General features: G+C 56.4%; 15 protein-coding genes and 1 pseudogene. 15 read left to right on the forward strand and 1 reads right to left on the reverse strand.

The annotated features are described in order from the left end of the window. Window positions 1-860 precede the first annotated feature (860 nt). Complete coding sequence (locus LOY51_RS02835) at window positions 861-1280, forward strand: hypothetical protein (protein ID WP_258644258.1); 420 nt, start codon at window positions 861-863, stop codon at window positions 1278-1280. A gap of 988 nt (window positions 1281-2268) precedes the next feature. On the opposite strand, the gene LOY51_RS02840 is transcribed toward LOY51_RS02835, so the two are convergent. After that, window positions 2269-3900 carry a hypothetical protein gene (locus tag LOY51_RS02840; RefSeq protein WP_258644260.1) on the reverse strand — a complete coding sequence of 544 codons (1632 nt, stop codon included), beginning with the start codon at window positions 3898-3900 and terminating at the stop codon, window positions 2269-2271. Window positions 3901-4406: 506 nt separating this feature from the next. Here LOY51_RS02840 and LOY51_RS02845 point away from each other — a divergent pair. From LOY51_RS02845 to LOY51_RS02910, 14 genes and pseudogenes are all read left to right on the forward strand, one after another. Then, on the forward strand, window positions 4407-4925 hold the full coding sequence (locus LOY51_RS02845) for an Hcp family type VI secretion system effector (RefSeq protein ID WP_125462404.1): 519 nt from the start codon (window positions 4407-4409) through the stop codon (window positions 4923-4925). Window positions 4926-5009: 84 nt separating this feature from the next. Further along, entirely contained in the window at window positions 5010-8021 is a 3012-nt protein-coding gene (locus tag LOY51_RS02850) for a type VI secretion system Vgr family protein (RefSeq protein WP_258644262.1), read from the forward strand. Then, window positions 8018-12721, forward strand: coding sequence for an RHS repeat-associated core domain-containing protein (locus tag LOY51_RS02855; RefSeq protein WP_223811881.1), 4704 nt, complete (start codon window positions 8018-8020; stop codon window positions 12719-12721). Before LOY51_RS02850 ends, LOY51_RS02855 begins: the two co-directional genes overlap by 4 nt. Window positions 12722-12731: 10 nt before the next feature. Continuing rightward, window positions 12732-13346, forward strand: coding sequence for a DUF8309 domain-containing protein (locus LOY51_RS02860; RefSeq protein ID WP_258644264.1), 615 nt, complete (start codon window positions 12732-12734; stop codon window positions 13344-13346). Between the two features lie 272 nt (window positions 13347-13618). Next, window positions 13619-14044, forward strand: a pseudogene (locus LOY51_RS02865) (RHS repeat domain-containing protein); the annotation flags it as partial. A gap of 360 nt (window positions 14045-14404) precedes the next feature. Next, window positions 14405-14812, forward strand: a complete 408-nt coding sequence (locus tag LOY51_RS02870; RefSeq protein ID WP_125857247.1) for an Imm44 family immunity protein — start codon at window positions 14405-14407, stop codon at window positions 14810-14812. Window positions 14813-15581: 769 nt separating this feature from the next. Then, complete coding sequence (locus LOY51_RS02875) at window positions 15582-15971, forward strand: Imm10 family immunity protein (protein ID WP_223811883.1); 390 nt, start codon at window positions 15582-15584, stop codon at window positions 15969-15971. Window positions 15972-16524: 553 nt separating this feature from the next. Further along, on the forward strand, window positions 16525-17040 hold the full coding sequence (locus LOY51_RS02880) for a hypothetical protein (protein ID WP_125857248.1): 516 nt from the start codon (window positions 16525-16527) through the stop codon (window positions 17038-17040). Window positions 17041-17407: 367 nt separating this feature from the next. Beyond that, window positions 17408-17728 carry a hypothetical protein gene (locus tag LOY51_RS02885; protein ID WP_125857249.1) on the forward strand — a complete coding sequence of 107 codons (321 nt, stop codon included), beginning with the start codon at window positions 17408-17410 and terminating at the stop codon, window positions 17726-17728. Between the two features lie 52 nt (window positions 17729-17780). Next, window positions 17781-18089 carry a hypothetical protein gene (locus LOY51_RS02890; protein ID WP_125857250.1) on the forward strand — a complete coding sequence of 103 codons (309 nt, stop codon included), beginning with the start codon at window positions 17781-17783 and terminating at the stop codon, window positions 18087-18089. 328 nt (window positions 18090-18417) lie between these two features. Beyond that, window positions 18418-19008 (forward strand): hypothetical protein, encoded by a 591-nt coding sequence (locus LOY51_RS02895; RefSeq protein ID WP_125857251.1) that lies wholly within the window; start codon window positions 18418-18420, stop codon window positions 19006-19008. Between the two features lie 304 nt (window positions 19009-19312). Further along, the gene (locus LOY51_RS02900; protein ID WP_125857252.1) at window positions 19313-19636 is read left to right on the forward strand and encodes a hypothetical protein; all 324 of its coding nucleotides are present in this window, start codon (window positions 19313-19315) and stop codon (window positions 19634-19636) included. Window positions 19637-19775: 139 nt separating this feature from the next. Then, window positions 19776-20495 carry an SMI1/KNR4 family protein gene (locus tag LOY51_RS02905; RefSeq protein ID WP_258644269.1) on the forward strand — a complete coding sequence of 240 codons (720 nt, stop codon included), beginning with the start codon at window positions 19776-19778 and terminating at the stop codon, window positions 20493-20495. Window positions 20496-20617: 122 nt separating this feature from the next. After that, window positions 20618-20881 (forward strand): PAAR domain-containing protein, encoded by a 264-nt coding sequence (locus LOY51_RS02910; protein WP_011531938.1) that lies wholly within the window; start codon window positions 20618-20620, stop codon window positions 20879-20881. Window positions 20882-20951 lie beyond the last annotated feature (70 nt).

A 20951-nucleotide genomic window follows, 5' to 3' on the forward strand; every position in this document is an offset into this window, starting at 1 on the left:
TATGGCTGTTTATGCGAAAAGGGAAAAGATTGATTTTAATACAGTTGGCGGTTTGCTTGAGGTGTATCGGCGTGCGTTTGCGCGTGAGCATAAAATGCTATTTTGGGTGGTTCTTGTTGGAGTGTATGTGAATACGTTGATCTTGCTATTTTCATTTGGGCTTTATTACTGGGGGCTCTCTGAGGGGTGTGTCTTCAAACTGAGCGGTAGATGGTCAAATCTGTAGAGTTTCGGTGTGTTACAGGTGCTTTGGGCTGATGACTTCGACCGCGTGGTCCTGTGGTAAAGAAAATAAGTACCACAGGACTTCGACTTCATTACCCTGTACATCTGTGATCATATGGGCACCCCAGGAACTCACCGATGAGCAGAAGGGCGTGGTTTGAAGTGTGACAGGATCACGACGGTAGGTTTTGTGTGACATGTCATTCTTGTGACTGGATTGGTACCTTTCACCATTTTCAAGGGTGATGTATGTGTGAAATTATTCAGTTTGTGAGAATTGCTTTATTTGTGATCTGTGCTGGGTTGGTTTTTGCTTCGATCATTTGTGCGAACGCAGATTGCAAGAAAGTGGGTGTGAATATGAATACCTTCGAAGGCATGCTTGAGATGTATCGGAGGGTGTTTAAATTCGAGAATAGGCTTTTGTCTATCTTAGTGCTGTTCAGCATGTACGGTGGGACTTTGATGGTGTTGGGGCTTGTGAGCTTGACATTCTGGGGTGAGGCGCAGGGGTGCGATTTTCATATCAATGATCGGTCCATAAGGTAGCCGGATACGGCGAGTACAGCGATGGCATCTTCGGTCCCCATCCGTAAAAAGCCATTGCCGATAGCGCCAGGGGAGCCGTGAGGTTAGTGCTTCTCGATATCAGGGCTGCCCTGAATTCAGCATGCCCTGATATCTATATTGATGTAGGCCCTGGCATTGGCCCTGAACGACTCGTTTTTATCTATTTTTTAGTTAAATGGGAATTTATTGTGTGTGGATGGTTGGAGCTGTTGGTTGAGGTTGTGTATTGGGGGTTGGCAATTATGTTGGTCGTCACAGTGCTCTACGGGTATTTTTATTCAAAGAGAAACGGGGTAAATATGAATACTTTTCCTGGGCTTTTTGAATTATTTGGTCATGTTTTTACGTTTAAGAATAAGGTGTTGTCCGGGCTATTTATTTTCTCTATGTACGGTGGTGCGATTATCGGTGTTGGTTTGATTGTGTTGATTTTTTATGCGCAATCCAAGGGGTGCAATATTCATGTCAAAGGCAGTATAGGTTGACATTCAGGTGTGTGTTGTGAGGCTTAGGGGCTGTTGATCAGTGTGCTTACGAAAAGTCCAGGGACCTTTGCTGTCAATCCGCGCTGCCTCATAAAGAGCCTGGATCTTGGTTTGAATGTGGCTAGTTGAGGTTTTTGTATGTGTGATGGAGTTTCCATTGAATCCGGATATATCTGTTCCGGTTGAGTAGTGGGTTCATTTATGTGTGATAACCTTAGTAAGTTGGCGTATTTGATATTTTGGCTTTCGTTTTTTTGGATTGGCCTGTCTGCGCTGTATGCCCATTCTTATTGCAAGAAGAATGGAGTTGATATGAATGCGTTTCCTGGTTTGTTTGAGCTGTATCGAAGGGTGTTTCGTTTTGAAAGCAAGAGACTATCAGCTGTAATATTGTTGGCTATTCTGGGTGGTGCAGTCATGGCTGTAGGAATGAGTTTTTTAATATCTTATGCTAAGGATGTTGGTTGCGTTATTAATATACGGACGTGAAGTGCGAGTTGCTTCAAGTCATCAGGGTCGCCGGCTTTGCACTCTGTGTGGTTGCGGGGCTGATTGCCGTACTTTCTGCACACTCATACTGCAAAAAGAACGGGATCAACATGAATACCTTCGAGGGCATGTTCGAAATGTACCGACGGGTTTTCAAGTTTGAGAACAAACGCCTGTCGATACTGATGTTGTCTACCACCTATGGGGGGCGGTGTTGATGGTGGGGGTTGCCGCCATTACGTTCTGGGGGCAGGCGCAAGGGTGTGACTTCCACATCAACCGTTTAGCGCGCTGACCGGTGGAGGACTTACCCCGTGATCTGCCGCAACGCGGCAGCAAAGCCCGAATTCGCGGCGTCTTTGACACTATTTGATATCGGGTACAGGAGCGCTTCGCGCTCCATCGCGGGGCAAGCCCGCTCCTACAGTAAGACAGTTGTTCCCACAAAACTTTTCTTACAGAGCCTAGACACAAACTCCCCCGGCATAGAGTGCGCCCGTCAATCCTGCTTCCCGGGAGCGCCAAATCCATACCCACCCAACACGTCTCGACGAATGCTGGTCCCCAGGGAATACAGCCTGTCCTGTTGAGGTGCAGCCCAGTCAATCGCCGCACTGGCCAGGGCAAGGGTCAGGCCGAGGGCTTCCTCGCCCTGCTGCGGCAGGTCGCCCGCCGACACCTTCGGCTTGCTGGTAACCAGCGAAACGCTGGCCAACAGCACCACGTACACCCCCAACAGTTTCAGGTACAGACCAAGCGGTTGTGCCTTCATCAGGCGCAACAGGTAGGACAGCGCACGGAATCCATGCACGGCCAGCCCACAGAGGATCAGCAGGGCAGCCACGCCGGGGGTGATCAGATCGCGGTAGCTGTCGCGGCCCAGGGTCGAAAGATCGCCCGCCGCGGCGACGCGCTGCTTCATCAGTTCACGGGCGTCGTGCTGCAGCGTGGGCAGGTAGACCGAGCGCACGTAATACTCCTCGGTCAGGTAGGCATACAGGGTGAGGCTCGGCGGCAGCGCCAAGTCCTGGCGCCACTGCCCCTGGATGGCATCCACCGCCAGGAACGCCGGGCGCTTGAGGCCGGGTTCGATCCAGCCGGCATTGATCCGCTGCTGCAGCAGTGTTGCGTAGTGGTTGCGTGCGTCACGTCGCACCTGGCTGGCCACGGCGCGGTTGAAACCGGGGCGGTCGTCGGGCCGCCAGAGGTCGTTGACCGGTACGTTCATCTGCTCGCGCAGGACATGGCGCACGTCTTGCCATTCGCTGCTGGGCAGGGTCCAGGGGTTGAGGTTGCGCCCGCGGCTGCTGAGCAGGCGCAGGTAGTCGGTCCAGGCCTGGCCCTGGCGCTGGAGGATGGCCAGGCGGCTGGTGGCCCCGGCGTAGTAAAGGCTGGCGCGACGGTACTGGCGGTAGTTGTCTTCCTGCCGCCCGGTGGCCTGGCGGTAGCGTTCATAGTTGCGCTGCAGGCCGCCGCGCTGCTGGTCGGCGAGTTGTTCGAACAAGGCCTGCGGCGTCAGGCCTTCTGTGGCCTTCAGCGCGGTGATGTGCGGCAGGCGCAGGGCCAGTTCGGCCAGGCGCAGCTTGCCTTGCGGGCTGCGCAGTTGCTCGGCTGTTGCGGCCTGGCCGTCCAGGCGCAGGTCGTGTTGCAGCATCAGGTTGAGCAACGGGATGCCGAAGGCGGCCCGGGCCTGCTGTTCGGGGCTGGCCTGTTCGACCAGGCTGTCCACCAGCAGGCGCTGGGCGTGATAACCGAGGTACAGGCAGCTGCCGCAGGTGATCAAGGCCCAGAGTACCGTGCGCCCGAACGGCCAACCCTGGCGCATGCTCTTGCGCAGCAGGCAACTGAGTACCAGCAGGGCCAGGGCGGCGGCGCCCAGCCATTGGCCCTGGCGGGCGAAATTTTGCAGCAGGGAATGTGGCACGAGGCTGCCGACCAGATCGGTCAGTTGCGCGAGGTAGCCCAGCGCGAGCACCAGGTAGATCACGGTCGGTACCAGCATCAGCCGCGCAAAGCAGCATTCCTGGGCGCGGGTCAGCGGCAGGTCGCCACCCCACAAGGCGCGGGCCAGGCGTTGCCAGGGTGTGTGTTCCTGGCCATGGGCGGAGCGTAGCAACAAGGCGCCGATCATCAGGCACTGCCTGCTTGGCAAAGGAAAAGGGCAGGGCTGGGCGAAGTGGGCTCTGGGGTGTTCACGCGCGGCTTTCCTTGTCGAATCTGTGGAGCGTCCATTAAATGCGGCGCGATAGTAGCACGTTGATGTTAGCGGCGCGGGGGCAGCCCTGAGCCATGCGCAGGATGGCCTGTAAACCATGGGAAGATCTGGTCGCTGACTTTTTGCTCAAGTGCGCAAGAAGTTGCGCACTTCAATGTGGATAAGTCTGTGGATAAGCGCTGTGGGCATTGCTGTGTATGGCCTGCAGCCATCTGCGCAACTTTTTGCCAGCACTGCGCAAGAAGTTGCGCAACTTTTGAATGCTCATCGCTCAAGTATGCACTCGAATGGATGGCTTTGCTAAATAACTAATTGAATTTATTGATTATTTTTCAATTGGCACAGCTCTTGTATCGAAAGCTGCTCCCGCTCGGCAATTTCCTGCCGTCTGCGCGACTTTTTTCTTACGCAAGGAGAGCACCATGGCAACACCAGCCTACATGTCCGTCACTGGCGAAAAACAAGGCCTGATCACCGCTGGCGCGTTCACCGCCGACTCGGTGGGCAACACCTACCAGGAAGGCCACGAAGACCAGGTGATGGTCCAGGGCTTCGAGCACGAAGTGATCATCCCGCGTGACCCGCAATCCGGCCAGCCGACCGGCCAGCGCGTGCACAAACCAGTGAAAATCACCAAGGTCTTCGACAAGGCTTCGCCGCTGCTGCTGGCTGCCCTGACCTCGGGCGAGCGCATGACCAAGATCGAGATCAAGTGGTACCGCACCTCGGCCCAGGGCACCCAGGAGCACTACTACACCACCGTCCTGGAAGACGCGATCATCGTCGACATCAAGGACTACATGCACAACTGCCAGGACCCGAGCAACGCTCACTTCACCCACCTGGAAGACGTGCACTTCACCTACCGCAAGATCACCTGGACCCACGAAGTGTCCGGTACTTCCGGTTCCGACGACTGGCGCGCGCCGGTCGCAGGCTAAGCCTGGACCCCACCGTAGCCCGCCGCGCTTGCGCCGCGGGCTGCGGTCGTTTCACCAGCCCATTCTCGCTACAGAGGGACAAGGATGTTTGCCGCCGCGAACCAGACCCACTTCAGCTTGCATATCGATGGCCTGGAGCATGATTTCCAGGTGCTCGCCTTCGACGGCACGGAAGCCATCAGCCAGGCCTACGCCATCGACCTGGAGCTGGTCAGCGAGCACCCCTCGCTGAACCTGGAAAACCTGCTGCACAAGCCTGCGTTCCTACAGCTCGGCGATGACGGGCGGGGCCTGCACGGCCTGATCTACCGTGCAGCGCAAGGCGAGGCGGGCAAGCGCCTGACCCGCTACCAGGTCACCCTGCGCCCGCAGCTGGCGTACCTGGCCCACCGCATCAACCAGCGCATGTTCCAGCACATGAGCGTGCCGAAGATCATTGCCCAGGTGCTCGAAGAGCACGGCATTCTTGGCAACGCCTACCAGTTCCAATTGGGCGCGACGTACCCCGAGCGCGAGTACTGCGTGCAGTACGACGAGTCCAACCTGCAATTCATCCAGCGCCTGTGCGAAGAAGAGGGCATTCACTACCACTTCCGCCACAGCGCTGCCGGCCACCAACTGGTGTTCGGCGACGACCAGACCGTGTTCCGCAAGTTGGCCCCGGTGGCCTACCAGCAGGATGCCGGGCTGGTGGCCGACACGCCGATGATCAAGCGCTTCGGCCTGCGCGTGGAAACCCGCACAAGCAGCGTCACCCGTCGCGACTACGACTTCAAGAAGCCGCTGATCCAGCTCGAAGGCGAGTCGGTCAGCCACGCCGAGCCTGAGCTGGAAGACTACGACTACCCCGGGCGCTTTCTCGACCGCGCCCGCGGCAAGCACCTGGCCACCCGCGCCCTGGAACGCCACCGCAGCGACTTCCGCCTGGCCGAAGGCCACAGCGACCAGCCCTTGCTCGCCAGCGGGCACTTCCTGACCCTGGCCAGCCACCCCAATGCCGCCTGGAATGACCTCTGGCTGCTGCTTGAAGTGACCCACCAGGGCCGCCAGCCGCAGGTGCTGGAAGAAGCCATCACCAGCGATATCGACGCGAAACATGACGGTTTCCAGCAGGGCTACCGCAACCAGTTCAGCGCCACCCCGTGGGATGCGGCCTATCGCCCGCCCCTGAACCACCCCAAGCCACGCATCCTCGGCACCCAGCGCGCCGTGGTCAGCGGCCCGGCCGGCGAAGAGATCTACTGCGACGAATTCGGCCGCATCAAGGTGCAGTTCTTCTGGGACCGCGAGGGCCAGTCCGACGACAAGTCCAGCGTGTGGATGCGTGTCGCCAGCAGTTGGGCCGGGCAGGGCATCGCCGGGCTGCAACTGCCACGCATCGGCATGGAGGTACTGGTCAGCTTCCTCGAAGGCGACCCCGACCAACCGCTGGTGACCGGCTGCCTGTACCACGGCGTGAACATGCCGCACTACAAGCTGCCTGACCTCAAGACCCTGGCCACCATCAAGAGCAAGGAATACAAGGGCAGCCGCGGCAACGAACTGCGCATCGACGACACCACCAGCGAAATCAGCATCGGCCTGCGCAGCGACCACGGCGCGAGTGCGCTGAACCTCGGCTACCTCACTCACCCCAGGCCGAGCGGCGGCGCCCCGCGCGGTGAAGGTTTCGAGCTGCGCACCGACCGCCACGGCGCCATCCGCGCTGCGGGCGGTTTGTTGCTCACCACCGAGCCCCGCGCCAACGAAGCCAAGCACCACAAGGACCTGCCCGAAACCGCCGAACGCCTGGCTACCGCCAGCGACCAGCAGGACAGCCTGGCGGAACTTGCCAAGCAGATGCAGGCCCAGGAACCCGGCGACCAGGACGACGTCGCCAAGCGTTTGCACGAGCAGCACCAGGGCATCCTCGGCAGCGGCCCGGTCAACCAGAGCGCCAACGAATTCCCCGAGTTCGCCCAGCCGCACCTGGTGCTCTCCAGCCCTGCCGGTATCGCCCTGACCACCCCGGGCCCCAACCACATCACCACCGGCGAGCACCTGGCCCTGAGCAGCACCGGCCACACCAGCCTGACCGCCGGCAAACGCCTGTTGGCCAGCGCCAGCCAAGGCATGCGCCTGTTCGTGCAGAGCCTGGGCTGGAAGCTGGTGTCGGCCTCCGGCGACATCGATATCCGCGCCCTGAAAGACAACATCAACCTGCTGGCCAAGCTCGACGTCACCGCCAACGCCGACCGCATCGTGCTCACCGCCAAGACCGAGCTGGTGCTGCAGGGCGGCGGCAGCGGCACGACCTACAACGCCGGCGGCATCACCCACGTCACCAGCGCCAACTACACCGCCAAGGCTGCGCAGTTCGCCCATATCGGCGCGGCGAGCAAGGCCGGCACCTTCCCCGAGCCGCCCAAACCGGGCAAGGGCAACCTCGAGCTGTTGTACCAGTACGCCAACAGCAAGGGCGTGAAGACTGGCGACTACGACGTGATCGACGCCCTGGGCAAGTCGATCAAGGGCAAGCTCGACGGTCAGGGTTTCAACATGGCCAGCGGCGCCGCCGCCGGCCCGCTGTGGGTCGACTTCGGCCTGGACCCGGCCGACACCTGGGCCGACGGCAGCCACTTCGGTGCTGGCGTCTGGCCGGCGAAGACCGACTTCAACGACATCGCCCCCGGCCAACAGGCCGTGGTCGGCGAGGTGCTGAGCGCCGGCAAGGGCGCCGACGGCCTGCTGGGCAAGGGCCTGGCACTGGCCCAGCAAGGCATGGACAAGGGCAAGGGATTGGTACAGAACGCGATGGCACAAGGTAAAGCGATGATCGGCCCCGGTGGCACAGGGATGCTGGAGCAGGGCAAGGCCCTGGCCGGCACTGGCATGCAACTGGCGAAAAGCGGCCAGGCCGCGCTGCAGAAGGTGCAGCAGGTCAAGGCCGCAGTCGGCGGCGACACCGGCGCCATGGCCCAACTGGCCAGCAATGTGGTGCCCGGCGCGGCGCCCGCGCTCAAGGCCGCCAACGCGGCCCGTCAGTTGCCGAGCCTGCCCACGCTCACCCCACCGCTCAACCCGGCGAAAAGCCTGAGCAGTGAGGTGCTGGCATGACCGACGCCAAGCAGCGCGAACCGCAGGTCGCCGTCGCCCCCCTCAACACCATCGATGCCAAGGACGTCGGCCGCGGCGCCGCCGCCTTCGACGCCTGGCTGCAATCGGTCAGCGGTGGCTACGTCACCCTCGAACGGATCAAGACCGTGGCCGGCGCACTGCCGGTGGTGGGCAACATCATGGCCCTGGTCGATGCCCTGGGCGACGTGGTGACCCTGGTCAAGAGCAAGAACCGCCAGCTGCTCGACTGGGTGAGCCTGGGCATCAACCTGATCGGCGTGCTGCCGGCGCCGCCGACCATGGCCGCGGCGCGCATGAGCCTGCGCCCGACCCTGTTCCTGGTGCGTCAGGAGCTGCGCAACAGCGCCAAGATGCTGCTGGGCGATTCGCTGATCACCGTGCTGATCGGCCATCTCAACGCCACCATCGCCGGCACCATCGACGACTTCGTCAAGCAGGCCCAGCCGAAGCTCGCGGGCATCCTCGCCGACGCCGGCGCGCTCGGCACCAAGATGACCAGCGAGATCGCCACGGGGCTGGAGAAGGTTGCCCTGAGCCAGTTGGACGCCAAGGGCGACATGTCGAAGGCGGGCAAACAGGCGTCCGCCGCCGCCGACAAGCTGCTCAACGATCCAAAGGCCGCCTTCAGCAACTTCTTAGGCGCGGTGCACAGTGCCTACAAGGCTGCCGGCAAGGGGCTGGCCAACAGCGCGACGAGCAAGCTGCTGCCGGACGAAATCAAGACCAAGGTGCTGGCCAACACCGGCCAGCTGCGTGCGTTGGGCCCGGAGATGGCCCGGCAGTTGAACAAGCTGGCTGACCCGGGTACGCAGATGAGCATCGGTTGGATGCTCAATGTGCTGGGCGGGGCGGTGAAGGGGTTCCGCAAGCGCAACAAGAATGGGCAGCCGGGGGTGAGCAAGCCGGGGACCACCACGCAGGTGGAGCGGGAGAAGGGCAAGGGGGAGTTGGCGGTCAGTGGGTCGCAGGCAAAAGCGGAAAGTACGCCCAGTCCCAAACGTAAGCCCTGCCCACCAGAACCCAAGGCACGTACAGGCCACAGCATCAGTTTCTCGCTGGGTTCCGAGTTCATCCTGCATACCGATTTCAGTTTGCCTGGACCGTTCCCCATCGAATGGGAGCGAACCTATCACTCGCGCCTGGCCGAATATGACCAGGGCAGCCTCGGGGCGCGCTGGATCACCGAGTTCACCACCCGTATCGACGTGGTGGGCAAGGGCCTGCTGTTCCATGACCACGACGGTCGCAGCCATGCCTTCGAGCTGCCCAAGGTCGAGAAGTCGCTGTACAACGCCATCGAGGACCTGCTGCTGGTTCGCAGCCGTGAAAACGAGCTGGTGATCTGCCGAGGTTTCGAGCGCAAGGAATACTACCTGCGCGTCGAGGATCGTTATTACCTGCAGAAGATCACCCTCAACAACGGTGCCGGTTGCATGCTGCACTATGAGCACCACCACGAGGGGCGTCCGGTGCTGTCGGACATCATTACCTTCCAGGGTGATGTGAAAGATGTGCTGCGCCACCTCGGCACCCTGATCGACGACCACGGCCATATCACCGGCCTGTGGGAAATGCGCGACGGCCAGCCGCTGAGGCAGCTGTGCGCCTACCACTACGATGACCAGGGCGATCTGACTGCTGCTCAGGATGAAAACGGCGCGGCCTGGCACTACCAGTACCAGAATCACTTGGTGACCCGGTACACCGACCGCACCGGTCGCGGCATGAACCTGCAATGGGATGGCAGTGCCTTCGATGCCAAGGCCATCCGCGAATGGGCCGACGATGGTAGCTTCGACACTAGGCTTGAGTGGGATGAGAACATCCGCCTGACCTACGTCACCGACGCCCACGGTCAGGAGACTTGGTACTACTACGACATCCAGGGTCGCCTTTATCGCGTCCGCTACCCCGACGAGCGCTCGGAATGGTTGTTCCGCGATGAGCGCAAGAAGCTTTTGCGCCACGTCCACCTGGATGGCAGTGAAGACCGCTACGACTACGACGAGCAAGGCAGCGTCATTCGCCATATCCGTGCCGACCACAGTCAGACGCACTTCGCCTATGACGACCGTCGCCACCTGATCAAGATCCGCGATGCCGAAGGTGGTTTGTGGCTGCGTGACTACGACAAGCAGGGCAACCTGGTCGAAACCACAGACCCGCTGGGCCACAAGACCGAGTTCGCCTATACGCCCTCCGGCCTGGTCAAGGCGATCAAGGACGCCAACGGCAACGAGAAGAAGCTGGCGTACAACGGGGCGGATCAGCTGGTCGAGTACACCGACTGCTCGGGCAAGACCAGCCAATGGGAGTACGACGATTTCGGCCAATTGGTGCTGTTCACCGATGCCGCGGGCAACAAGACAGTCTACGAATACAAGGCCGGCCAACTGGCCAAAGTCATTCACCCGGACAACACCGAGGAACGCTTCGAGCGCGATGCCGAAGGCCGCCTGCTGGCGCACTCCGATGCGCTGAACCGGTGTACTACCTGGGCCTACAACGCTGTTGGTCTGCTCACCGAGCGCGTGGATGCTGCTGAGCACACCCTGCATTACCGTTGGGACAAGCTCGGCCGCCTGATTGGCCTGGAGAACGAGAACGAGAGCAAGGCCACCTTCCACTTCGACCCGGTTGGTCGCCTGCTGGAAGAAAAGGGCTTCGACGGCCTGGTCACGCGGTACGAGTACGACGCTGAAAGCGGGCGTCTGAACAGCACCTATGTTGGGCAGCGTCGTACCCAGGTGACCTTCGATGCCGTGGGGCGAATCGTTTCCCGAGTTGCCAGCCAGGGCGATCAACGCGAAGAAGAGACCTTCGCCTACGACCGCAACGGCAAGCTGATCCAGGCAATCAACGCCGCCAGCAAGCTGCAATGGTTCCACGACGAAGCCGGCAACCTTACTCGCGAACATCAGCACTACCTGGGCACCGAGGTGCCGATGGTTGCGGTGTGGCAGCACGAATACGATGCGCTGAACCTGCGTACGGCGACGATTCGCCCCGACGGACACAAGGTCAGTGTGCTCACCTACGGCAGCGGTCACGTGCTGGGCATGACCCTCGACCAGCACGAACTGTTGGCCTACGAGCGCGACGACCTGCACCGCGAAGTGGCGCGGCATCAGGGCAACCAGCTGATGCAAACCCAGGCGTGGGATCCGGCCGGGCGTCTTCAGGAGCAACTGCTGGGCAGCCACGATGGCAAGTCCACCCTGCTCAAACGGCAGTATCAATACGATGCGGTTGGCCAGCTGACCGATATCCACGACACCCGCCGTGGCCATCTGGCCTATCAGTACGATCCCGTTGGTCGCTTGCTGCAAGCCACTAGCCGCCTTGGTGTCGAGACCTTTGCCTTCGACCCGGCCGGCAACCTGCTGGACGACAAGACCCAGGAACTCAATCGTCCGCTGGAAAGCGACCCACGTCGTAACAAGCTGATGGACAACCTGCTGCGTGAATACGCCGGGACCCATTACCAGTACGACGAACGCGGCAACCTGGTCCATCGTCTGCACAACGGCGAACACGCGCGACTCGGTTGGGACCTGTTCGACCGTCTGAGCCGTTTCGATGACAGCAAGCTCAGCGTGGTGTACAGCTACGACGCATTGGGCCGCCGTCTGCACAAACACTCCACTGCGCATCATCAGGACGATCCGCGTGCCGGCAGTGGCTGGAACCAGATGCAGCGCGCCAAGCGCCAGCGCGAACTGGGGTGTGGCTACACCCTTTATGGCTGGGACGGCGATACCCTCGCCTGGGAAAGCTCGCCGCCGCAGGACGAAGGCGAGACCGGGCGCACGGTGCATTACCTGTACGAGCCGGGCAACTTTGTGCCGGTTGCTCAGGCGTTGCGCAAGGAGCCGATTCGCTTGCTGCGCCAACCGGACTGGAGCGGCCGGGAGTACGACTTCGATCAGGACCCGCTGTGGCAGCACGAGGTCAAACCGCAACCGATCGACGCCATTGCCTGGTACCAATGCGACCACCTCGGTACGCCGATGGAGCTTACCGACCACACTGGCGAAGTGGCGTGGGCGGGGCAGTACAAGGCCTGGGGTGAAGTGCGCGAGGTACGCTCGGAGTGGGCCAAGCAGCTTGGGATGACGAACCCTATTCGCTTCCAGGGTCAGTACCACGATCACGAGACGGGGCTGCACTACAACCGCTATCGGTACTATGATCCGAGGGTTGGGCGGTTTGTGGGCCAGGACCCGATCAGTTATAGCGGTGGTTTCAATCTTTATGCGTATACACGTAACCCTACGACCTGGGTTGACCCGTTGGGGCTTGCAGGTAATCCCGCAAATGCGACACATGTCACGTACCATGCAATTGATAAAGAAACTGGTAAGCCTTATATAGGCTACGCAAGCATGCCAGGTGATCAGGCGGGTCGCGATGTTGTTAAATATCGTTACAATGGAAACTATGATCGCTTTGGTGGAACAGCTCCAACAGTCCTGTATCGAGGATATGGGCAAGAAGGTAAAGCAACTGCTAGAGGCCTGGAGCAGCATTATTTCCTTGAGAATGATGGCTTGGACGGTACCGCTAACCGTCAGAATCCTGTAGGCGCAGGTAACGCAAGGCGGCAAGAGTATTCTGACGCGGCAAATCGGCATTTAGAATCACAGGCGGCCAATGGCTCGGTAGTTTGCGAAATTTAAAGGTTGTATGATGAGAAAAAGAATAGTTTGGAAGTTTGGGGAGTTTGTTGTTCTTCAGGTGCGGGAGGATCTTTACACCGTTGCTCGCATGTTGAGCGGTGCAATGTTATGTGTGTACGATGTCTTTCGTCAGGAAGATTGCTGGGATGATGTTAATTGGGGTGATGTGAAACCACTGTTTCATATATTTGTCGGTGCGGTTGTTCTGAAAGAATTGGGCGTTCGAAAAATCTCAGTTGAAGGGGTGCAAGAGTGTTGTTTGACCCCGCAAAGATACTGGATTGTTGCGTATACTTCTTTGGATAAGGGGCATTTCAAAGGCGGTCGTGACACTTTCTCTCTGTACGGCGGGCGATTAGTGGATTTGAGCGGCGGCGACCGTGTAGAGACTTACGAAGCTCCGGTCATAAAACATGACTTATCAGTTGTGGAGGATCGTGAAATTATTGAGGGGCACGAGTTGGTAAATATGTGGGGTGATGAAGATCTTTCGGATAGGCTTGCACGTTATTATGATTCTGGGATAAATCGAGATGATCTGAAATTCGAGATTTTTCCAGGGCTGTGGAATGATCGAGAAGCATTGCGGCCTCTGACAAGAAGATTGCCTATTCCTATGCGTTAAGCTGGTATACGACCAACAGCTCTACCTAATTGTTTTCTGGAGGGCCTTCAGGAATCACAGGTTTAGTTAGGCATTGTTGAAGTGTTTCACCGCCGATTCATTAGTCTGGGGCGGAGGTCGGCCTGCTGCCGGCGCCGCCGACCCTGTTCCTGGTGCGCCAGGGGCTGCGTAACAGCGCCAAGATGCTGCTGGGCGATCCGCTGATCACGGTACTGATCGGCCACTTCAACGCCACTATCTCGTGCCGGTGGCCCAGCACTGCATAACCCTCGATCCGTTTGCTGCGCGAGCCCAACTGGAGCGATCGCGAGTACGACTTCGATCAGGATCCGTTGTGGCAACAAGAGATCAAACCGCAACCGATCGATGCGATCCTCTGGTACCAGTGCGACCACCTGGGCACGCCGATGGAGCTGACCGACCACACTGGCGAGGTGGCGTGGACGGCGCAGTACAAGGCCTGGGGTGAGATCAAGGAAACCCGTTCGGAGTGGGCCAAGCAGATTGGGTTGAGCAACCCGATCCGTTTCCAGGGGCAGTACCACGACCATGAGACGGGGCTGCACTACAACCGCTATCGGTACTATGATCCGAGGGCTGGGCGGTTCATAAACCAGGACCCGATCAGTTACACCGGTGGCTTGAACCTGTTTGCGTATGCGCCGAACCCTGTTGAGTGGGTTGACCCGTTAGGGTTGTGGAAAGGGCAACCGCGTCAGGCGGGTGGTAAGTTTGCGGCGGGGAAAGATCCATCCAAGCCATGCCCGTGTGAATCGGATGGTACCCATGGGAATAGCCACAATTCGACCAAACCTGCGATTGGCTACACACTGAGAGATCGAAAGTCGGGTGAGGTTATGAAGTATGGCGAAACTACAATGGGTAAAAAGCGGTACACGCAAAAATACCTCGACGATAATGGTGTGGAAATGCAAGAGGAAGCATCTGGGAGCAAGAAGGAGATGCACTCTTGGCAGCATAAAAAAATCCTTGAGTATAAGGCTGCAAATGGTGGCAAGAGGCCTCCATTAAATAAAAGTGATTACTAGGAGTCGCTGATGGATTTTTGGATGTCGAGCGAAAAGCACATTCTAGTAGGTGATTCAGAGAGAGTTGCGCGTAATACAGTTGAGCCTGTTATCTCTGAGTTGCTCGAAGGTGTCGAGCTCTCATGTGGTGCAAAAAAATGGAGTGTCATAACTATAGTTATGCCCGACGAGCGAGTTGGTGATTATCCGGAAGTTAAGCGTTACCACAAGGCGAGGCAAGTTATTGAGCTTCGTGTGCAACTGCCTTTCTATAAGTTTAAAGAGGCAGGTGGCTCCGAGCAAATTGGTTTGGTGCTTGATGCATTAACGCGCTCGGTCGACATGATGAAAGAGATAAAAAGCTTGAAGCTAACAGGTGAGGAATATTCCATGCTAAAAAAAATCGTTGAGAAGGCCCGGTTGGAGCTAAAAGTCTAGGGCAGAATTATATGAGTCGCCGAGGGGGAGCGTGATTACTTGCTCCCAGAGGCGGCACTTATTGGCAGGCAAACTGAGCAGATTGGCCTGCACAATCCAATCCGCTTTCAGGGGCAGTATCACGACTCTGAGGCAGGGCTAAACTAGAGCCGCAATCGCGACTATGATCCGAAGGCTGGGCGATTCATAAACTGGGAATCGATCAGTCTCATCGGTGGCTTGAGCATATTTGCTTATGCGCCTACGAGAGGTAGTAAGCGTCTATCGCTAATATGAGCGTCTATTAAATTGGTGCTTTATGATATTTGGAGTGACCAGTGAGCAGCATGCGCTTATCGGTGATGCGGAGCATATTGCACGCAACAAAATATAGCCGGTTATGGTGCGATTGCTGGAGGATGTTGTCCTCGAATGTGGTGCGGAGAAAATGACTTTTATCTCTATTGTGATGCCTGAGGAATTGGTTGCTGAGTATCCTGAGGTTAAGCGCTATCACAAAGCTAGAAAAGTCGTTGAGGCACGTGTGCAGCTTCCTTTTTATGAGTTCAAGTAGGCGGATAGTGTCCAGCAGGTGGGGTTGATGCTCGATGCGCTGGTTCGATAAATTGATATGCTTGGTAAGATAAGAAGCTTGAGGCTTACGAGGAGCGACTATTACATGCTCAAGAGAACAGTTGAAAAGGCGCGAGTACAACTGGCAGCTGACTTGCATTGAAGTGAAAGGGGAGTAATTACTCGTCTACTACAGGCCTCCGGAAGCGGAAATAGCATGGCTATGGATAATAAGTTTACAGCGATATGTTTTAATTCCTCTAGAGAAGAGGATGCTCTGATAGTCGGTTTTGCGGATAGCCATGATGAGCCTTCGGAGTTCATCATTTTACAAAGATCGGATGAGATTGATGATCAGGATGAAGACCTTGGGCAGGATACTTATTATGTTGAGGTTGGAAGTCCGGGTGTTGCTGGTTATGGTGGCCTAAAGAAGGTAGAGATTTTTGTAGATAAGGTTGTATTTAGTTTCGTTGAAGCCTATGGATGGGTGCAGTCACTCAACTCAGTTCAAGTCAATATTTCAAGCTCTGTCGTGGAAAGCGAAGAGATTTTTTTGGCTTTAAATGATGTTTTCATGGGGGAAGTAACTCTTCTTAGGTACTGACTTAACTCTGTATAGGCGCCGGTAGCACCGCTTGCTTTGTGGCTAATGGCCTGTGCCGAGCAGGGTCTATCATCAGGGCCACCAGCTGATGCAAAACCATGCCTAAGAATCAGCAGGGCGCTTACAAGAGAAACTCCTGGGTGGTCATGACGGTAAGTCCACGCTGCTCAAGCGCTGGGATCCATTCGATGCAGTCGGCCAACAGGCCGATATCCGCGATACCCGCCGTGGTCACCTGGCCTATCAGTACGATCTGGTTGGCTGCCCGCTGCAAACCACCAGCCGCCTCGGTGCCGAGACCTATGCCTTCGATCCGGCAGGCAATCTGCTGGACGAGGAAACTTAGGAACTAAATCGCCCGCTGGGGAGCGATCCACGCAGTAACAAGATGGACATGCGGAGGCCAGCATTATCAAAAGGTACGCAGAGAAAAATAATATGATGATGCAGGAAAATGCGGCCAGCAGGCCAATATGCGTGAACTGCGAGGAAACAATCATGGGGTATGGTGCCAAGCCTGTGTCGCCGTTGAAGCGGAATAGAGGTTGAGAGCATGAGTGATGATGAGCGAGTTGGGCTTTATGTCGTGCTGAAGTCACTTGATCGCCTTACGGTGCTGTTAGAGGGCAAAGGTATCGTAATCCCGACCGTATTTATTGGTTTGCTCGATCAGGCATGGAGGTGGCTTGCGGAAGGCAAAAAAGTCACTCTCAAAGGGGTAGAGAAAGCCATGCGAAGCACTGTTGTTGATGAGCAAGATGCTAAAGCAGAGGGTATTCTGCTAAATATGTACTTGTACGCTCTGTCAGATCTTGCTCAGTATTTCAAAGAGGGTGAACTTGAGAGCTTGGAGTGTGTGGAGGCAGCTGTTATTGATTTTTATGACTTCTATGTAGCTCAGATGCATTTGGAGAGCATAGGTGGTACAGGGGCGGTAGTGTTCAGCGCCGCTCAAGAAACAGCGGTGAAGGAGGATCCGATCTTCGCCGGTGAATTATCAATGTTAAGCGCTGATCGTGCATTTTCCAAAAAACAGGTCGGTTGGTCAGGTATTGAATCGACTCGTTGAGGCATTACTTTTCGCTGGGGAAATAAGTTATTGGTGACATTTAAAGCAATTAACTCACTACGCCTTGGCTCGATCATTGAGTGCAGGTCCAAGGCCCTTGCCAGCAGCGGCCTACAACTGGCAAGAAGTGGCCAGGCTGCGCATGTGAAATAGAGTGTATCTGGAGCATGCCAGTAATAAATCGTTGTCAAAAATTGAGGTGCAGAAAAATATCAGATCAAGGAAGATAAAGGTCTGGATTATATAGAGGCTGACGTTGAGGATAGCAGGTTGGAGTGGGTGGGCAAGTCCCGCTATCATAAACAATAGTTGGCGGTCAAAGGTGATCTTGAACTGAGAAATCATACGGTGGTGCGAAGGAAGTTATATGAGAATTGAGAATGAAGAAATCTCCCTGAGCAGGAAAGATGTGGACGCCATATTGAGAGAGGTAGAGTTTATCTTGGTGTCGCTTGGAAGATTGAATCGGCACTATGAAAGTGAGTCAATTGCGGACCTAGCAGATTGTGAAGATTACTGTGCGGCGATCACGAAATTTATTGATTCCGAGCGGGTGACTGACAGGTTGGCAAAAATGAGAATGATAATTTCTTCAAAATTCGATGATACGCTAGGCGATGATGATATGGATGATCTGGAGAGGGTTTTGGATAAAATTGAGTTTTGGGAGCGGCCGGGGGATGTATAGCTTCGGCGGTTCAGAGTGGATCAAAATTTAACTCAGTAGGGAGGGGAAGTAGTTGCGTGAAGAACAAGATGTAACAATCTCTGGTGAAGAGGCTGTAGATATTCTTTGGGAGTTGGAGTACCTCCTGATTTCATTAAGGAATATCGGGCTGCATTACTATATGCGTGAAGAGGTTGCCGCGAAAGATGAAAGGGGCTATCGCGTGGAAACTGCAAGGTTTATATGTGATTCTCAAATGATTTCTAGGCTGGAGAAGATTAAAGGTAAGCTTTCGGATAGGTTTGAGGCGTGCTGTGGTCGAGAGGAGTTGGATTTGCTCCGTAAGAAGCTTAAAAGGAAACGTTTTTGGAAAGCGGAGTGATTTCTAAAGATGAAAGGGGACAGATTTGTTTTTTATTCTAATTTCTGCCGGCTGGGATCAAGTGGCGCAGAACTGAAGTTCCGGCAGAGAAATTTAACTTGATTCGATAGGCTTTTTGACGGGCAAAGCAGGCGGACAACAGTCGGTTTGTGGACGAGCCTACGCAAGTCGCCGCTAAATGCATCTAGCAAAAGAATCAGGCTGGACAGAAGTTAGGGTTGAGAAAATAAATCTGTTCCCTTTTTTAAGTGGCTGAACTCACGAAGCTCAAGGGTGTTTCACAAGCGAATCACGGTAGTGGAATAAGCTCTGTCAATAGGTAAGCCAGATGAATTACTTGAAATGTAATGTTTTTGAACTGTGCTTGAGCTATTTGATGGGTGCGTCAAGCATCAAAGCTGAGACGTTTGGCTTGAGGGCCTTTGGCGAGGCTGAGCTTAAAACAGAAAATTTTGATATGGTTGGCGATGCAGATGATTTTTGCCTCTATGAGAAGGACTATCTCGCTGTCCATTTCGTGCGCTCCGTGGATGTGATACTAAAGCGTTATTTTTTCAATGGAAGAGAAAGTGGTTGTGGTATTTCTCTCTCGCCGGGTGTTCGATTAGTTCCTTTGCTGAAAAGGATTATTTCACGGGGCCTAAGTGTGGAGTTTTATTTGCACGAGGGTGCTCTTGATGGGGCGGTGGTGGTCGGAGGGAATTCGATAGTAAGATTTTCTGAGAATCGCTCAGGTACGGCATACGAGGTGCGGGATTTGGAGTCGGATCAGCTCCTGAATAATGAGGAGGCTGCCGTAAGCTCAATTAGAAAATCGATGTCTCGCATTTTAGTTGCAACGCCGCAAGACAGGGGCAAGGTGGTGGCTCTTGATCGACTGCTCACGTACTTAAAAAGGCGAGGAGTTTTACAGCCGTGACCCACGATTACCTCTAGAGTCAAAAGTGCGAATCTCTCAAGGGTTCAAGCTGACCGGCATCTGTTCCAAAGGCAGCTACTTCAGCGGTAATATTTGGACGGCCAAAAACCGGTTTCGCGAAGTTGTTCTCAGACAGCAGGCCGTGGACGTTGGAGTCAAGAGAGGCTGGATTAGGACCTTGCCGCGTTGAACCATTAGTGGGATTCCAAGAGCTTGAGGCAATCGGGGTACACCTAATCGTAATCAGTAAGACGATCCACAATCCCGCAGACCTGCCTACCGTTCGAAAAAGGCCGCATAGATCATGAGCTACGAATACCGCCTTGTTTTTGATGACCCTGCTGCGTTGCAGCGAGTTATCGAAAGAATTCGCACCTGTAAGGCGCATGTCGGAGAGGGTGAAGGAGTTGTGTGTCTCAAAGATCAGAAACAGTCAACATTAGCTGCTTATGATGTGCGGCTGACCAGGCTTGGCTCACTTTCTGCGTGGTTGGAGGTCAGTTTTAGGTCGCTGGAGTTGTATGAGCTCTTTAGTACTTCATTGGCAGGGGCAAATGTGAGGTGCTTTGAAGATGGCGACCTTGATGACGAGGTGACCCTGAGAGAGGCGTTCAGGATTAAAAATTGAACCATTTAGCAGAGCTAAAGAAGGAAAAGCTCGCTGCCGTTAGTCGCGCTGCACGGTCCCTCGCATTTCCAAAGGGAAGGGCCAATAGCAATACCCACAAACCGAGGTACACTTGTTGAGCTATGGCTCGCGAGCGACCTTGTCCGATGCACGGCAGGTTTACACGGATGCAGACGCTGATGTAGCACAACGAAGGAAAGTTGATTTGACGGACATTCAGATAACCCGCCTGGAAAAACTGTTGTCGATCACAGGTGAGCCCCTGGCCCTGCCCGACACGCTCGATGCACGTAGTCGCGCCCTGGCGGGCCCGCGGGCCAATGAACTCGAAAGCCTGCTCTTGCGGTGCAATGGCTTCTACGCCTTTGAAAGCGCTTTGCATGTGTTCGCCACAGGGGCCACCGCGCCGGGCAGCGAATCCAGCCTGCAGCAGTGGAATGACCCGGAGTTGTGGCGCTTCGAATTTCCTGAACTGGAGGAAGCGCCAGTGTTGTTCTTCGCCGAGGACGTATTCGGTGTGCAGTTCTGCCTGCGCCAGGGCCAGGTGCACACATTCGACCCGGAAACAGGCGGGTTCGAATACCTGGCTGATGACCTGGAGGGTTGGGCAGCAGCAGTTCTGGCGGATTACAAGGTGCTGACCGGTTGGCCCCTGGCGAACGCCTGGCAAACGCTGCACGGCCCCCTGGCCCAGGGCCAGCGATTGCTGCCACTCACCGGGTTTGCCTTCGGTGGATCGTTCTCGGTGGATAACCTGCACGCAGGCAATGCCATCGAGGGCATGCGCTACCGGGGTTGCATCGCACGGCAGATGGCAGGAGTGGCCGATGGCTCGGTGGTAAAACTCTCAGTGCCCTGACGGGCTGCCCTTGTCACCCTCAGCACATCAATCGGACTGATGGCCTATAGCCTCTGATCTGCCACGCCATGTTAGGCTTTGCCACCGGCATCGACGCCACCTTACTGACACGGAGTTCCCCCATGAAAGACATCATCCGCCTCGGCGATTCCACCACCCACGGTGGCAAGGTGCTCGGCTCCTTCGGCAACACCAACGTCAACGGCAAGCCCATCGCCGGTGTCGGGCACATGGTCAGCTGCCCGCTGTGCAAGGGCGTGTTCCCCATCGTCGAAGGCAGCGCCACCTACAACGTCGACGGCACCCCGGTCGCCCTCGATGGCCACAAGACCGCCTGCGGCGCGGCGCTGATCGCCAGCGGCCCGAAAAGCGGTGTCGCCAGCTGAAATTGGCCTGAGGGGACGACACATACCCAGTGGGCAACCGTCTTCTTGTACAGGTCGGGCTGGCCGGTGC

The organism is Pseudomonas sichuanensis (assembly GCF_024749065.1).
In the GTDB taxonomy this organism is placed as follows: Bacteria; Pseudomonadota; Gammaproteobacteria; order Pseudomonadales; family Pseudomonadaceae; genus Aquipseudomonas; species Aquipseudomonas sichuanensis.

Excerpts from the sequence above, each read along its gene's own strand:
- LOY51_RS02900 (WP_125857252.1), top strand. The coding sequence starts at position 19,313 with ATGAGCTACGAATACCGCCTTGTTTTTGATGACCCTGCTGCGTTGCAG.
- LOY51_RS02880 (WP_125857248.1), top strand. The coding sequence starts at position 16,525 with ATGAGTGATGATGAGCGAGTTGGGCTTTATGTCGTGCTGAAGTCACTT.
- LOY51_RS02875 (WP_223811883.1), top strand. The coding sequence starts at position 15,582 with ATGGCTATGGATAATAAGTTTACAGCGATATGTTTTAATTCCTCTAGA.
- LOY51_RS02895 (WP_125857251.1), top strand. The coding sequence starts at position 18,418 with ATGAATTACTTGAAATGTAATGTTTTTGAACTGTGCTTGAGCTATTTG.
- LOY51_RS02850 (WP_258644262.1), top strand. The coding sequence starts at position 5,010 with ATGTTTGCCGCCGCGAACCAGACCCACTTCAGCTTGCATATCGATGGC.
- LOY51_RS02860 (WP_258644264.1), top strand. The coding sequence starts at position 12,732 with ATGAGAAAAAGAATAGTTTGGAAGTTTGGGGAGTTTGTTGTTCTTCAG.
- LOY51_RS02840 (WP_258644260.1), bottom strand. The coding sequence starts at position 3,900 with ATGATCGGCGCCTTGTTGCTACGCTCCGCCCATGGCCAGGAACACACA.
- LOY51_RS02855 (WP_223811881.1), top strand. The coding sequence starts at position 8,018 with ATGACCGACGCCAAGCAGCGCGAACCGCAGGTCGCCGTCGCCCCCCTC.
- LOY51_RS02845 (WP_125462404.1), top strand. The coding sequence starts at position 4,407 with ATGGCAACACCAGCCTACATGTCCGTCACTGGCGAAAAACAAGGCCTG.
- LOY51_RS02885 (WP_125857249.1), top strand. The coding sequence starts at position 17,408 with ATGAGAATTGAGAATGAAGAAATCTCCCTGAGCAGGAAAGATGTGGAC.
- LOY51_RS02870 (WP_125857247.1), top strand. The coding sequence starts at position 14,405 with ATGGATTTTTGGATGTCGAGCGAAAAGCACATTCTAGTAGGTGATTCA.
- LOY51_RS02910 (WP_011531938.1), top strand. The coding sequence starts at position 20,618 with ATGAAAGACATCATCCGCCTCGGCGATTCCACCACCCACGGTGGCAAG.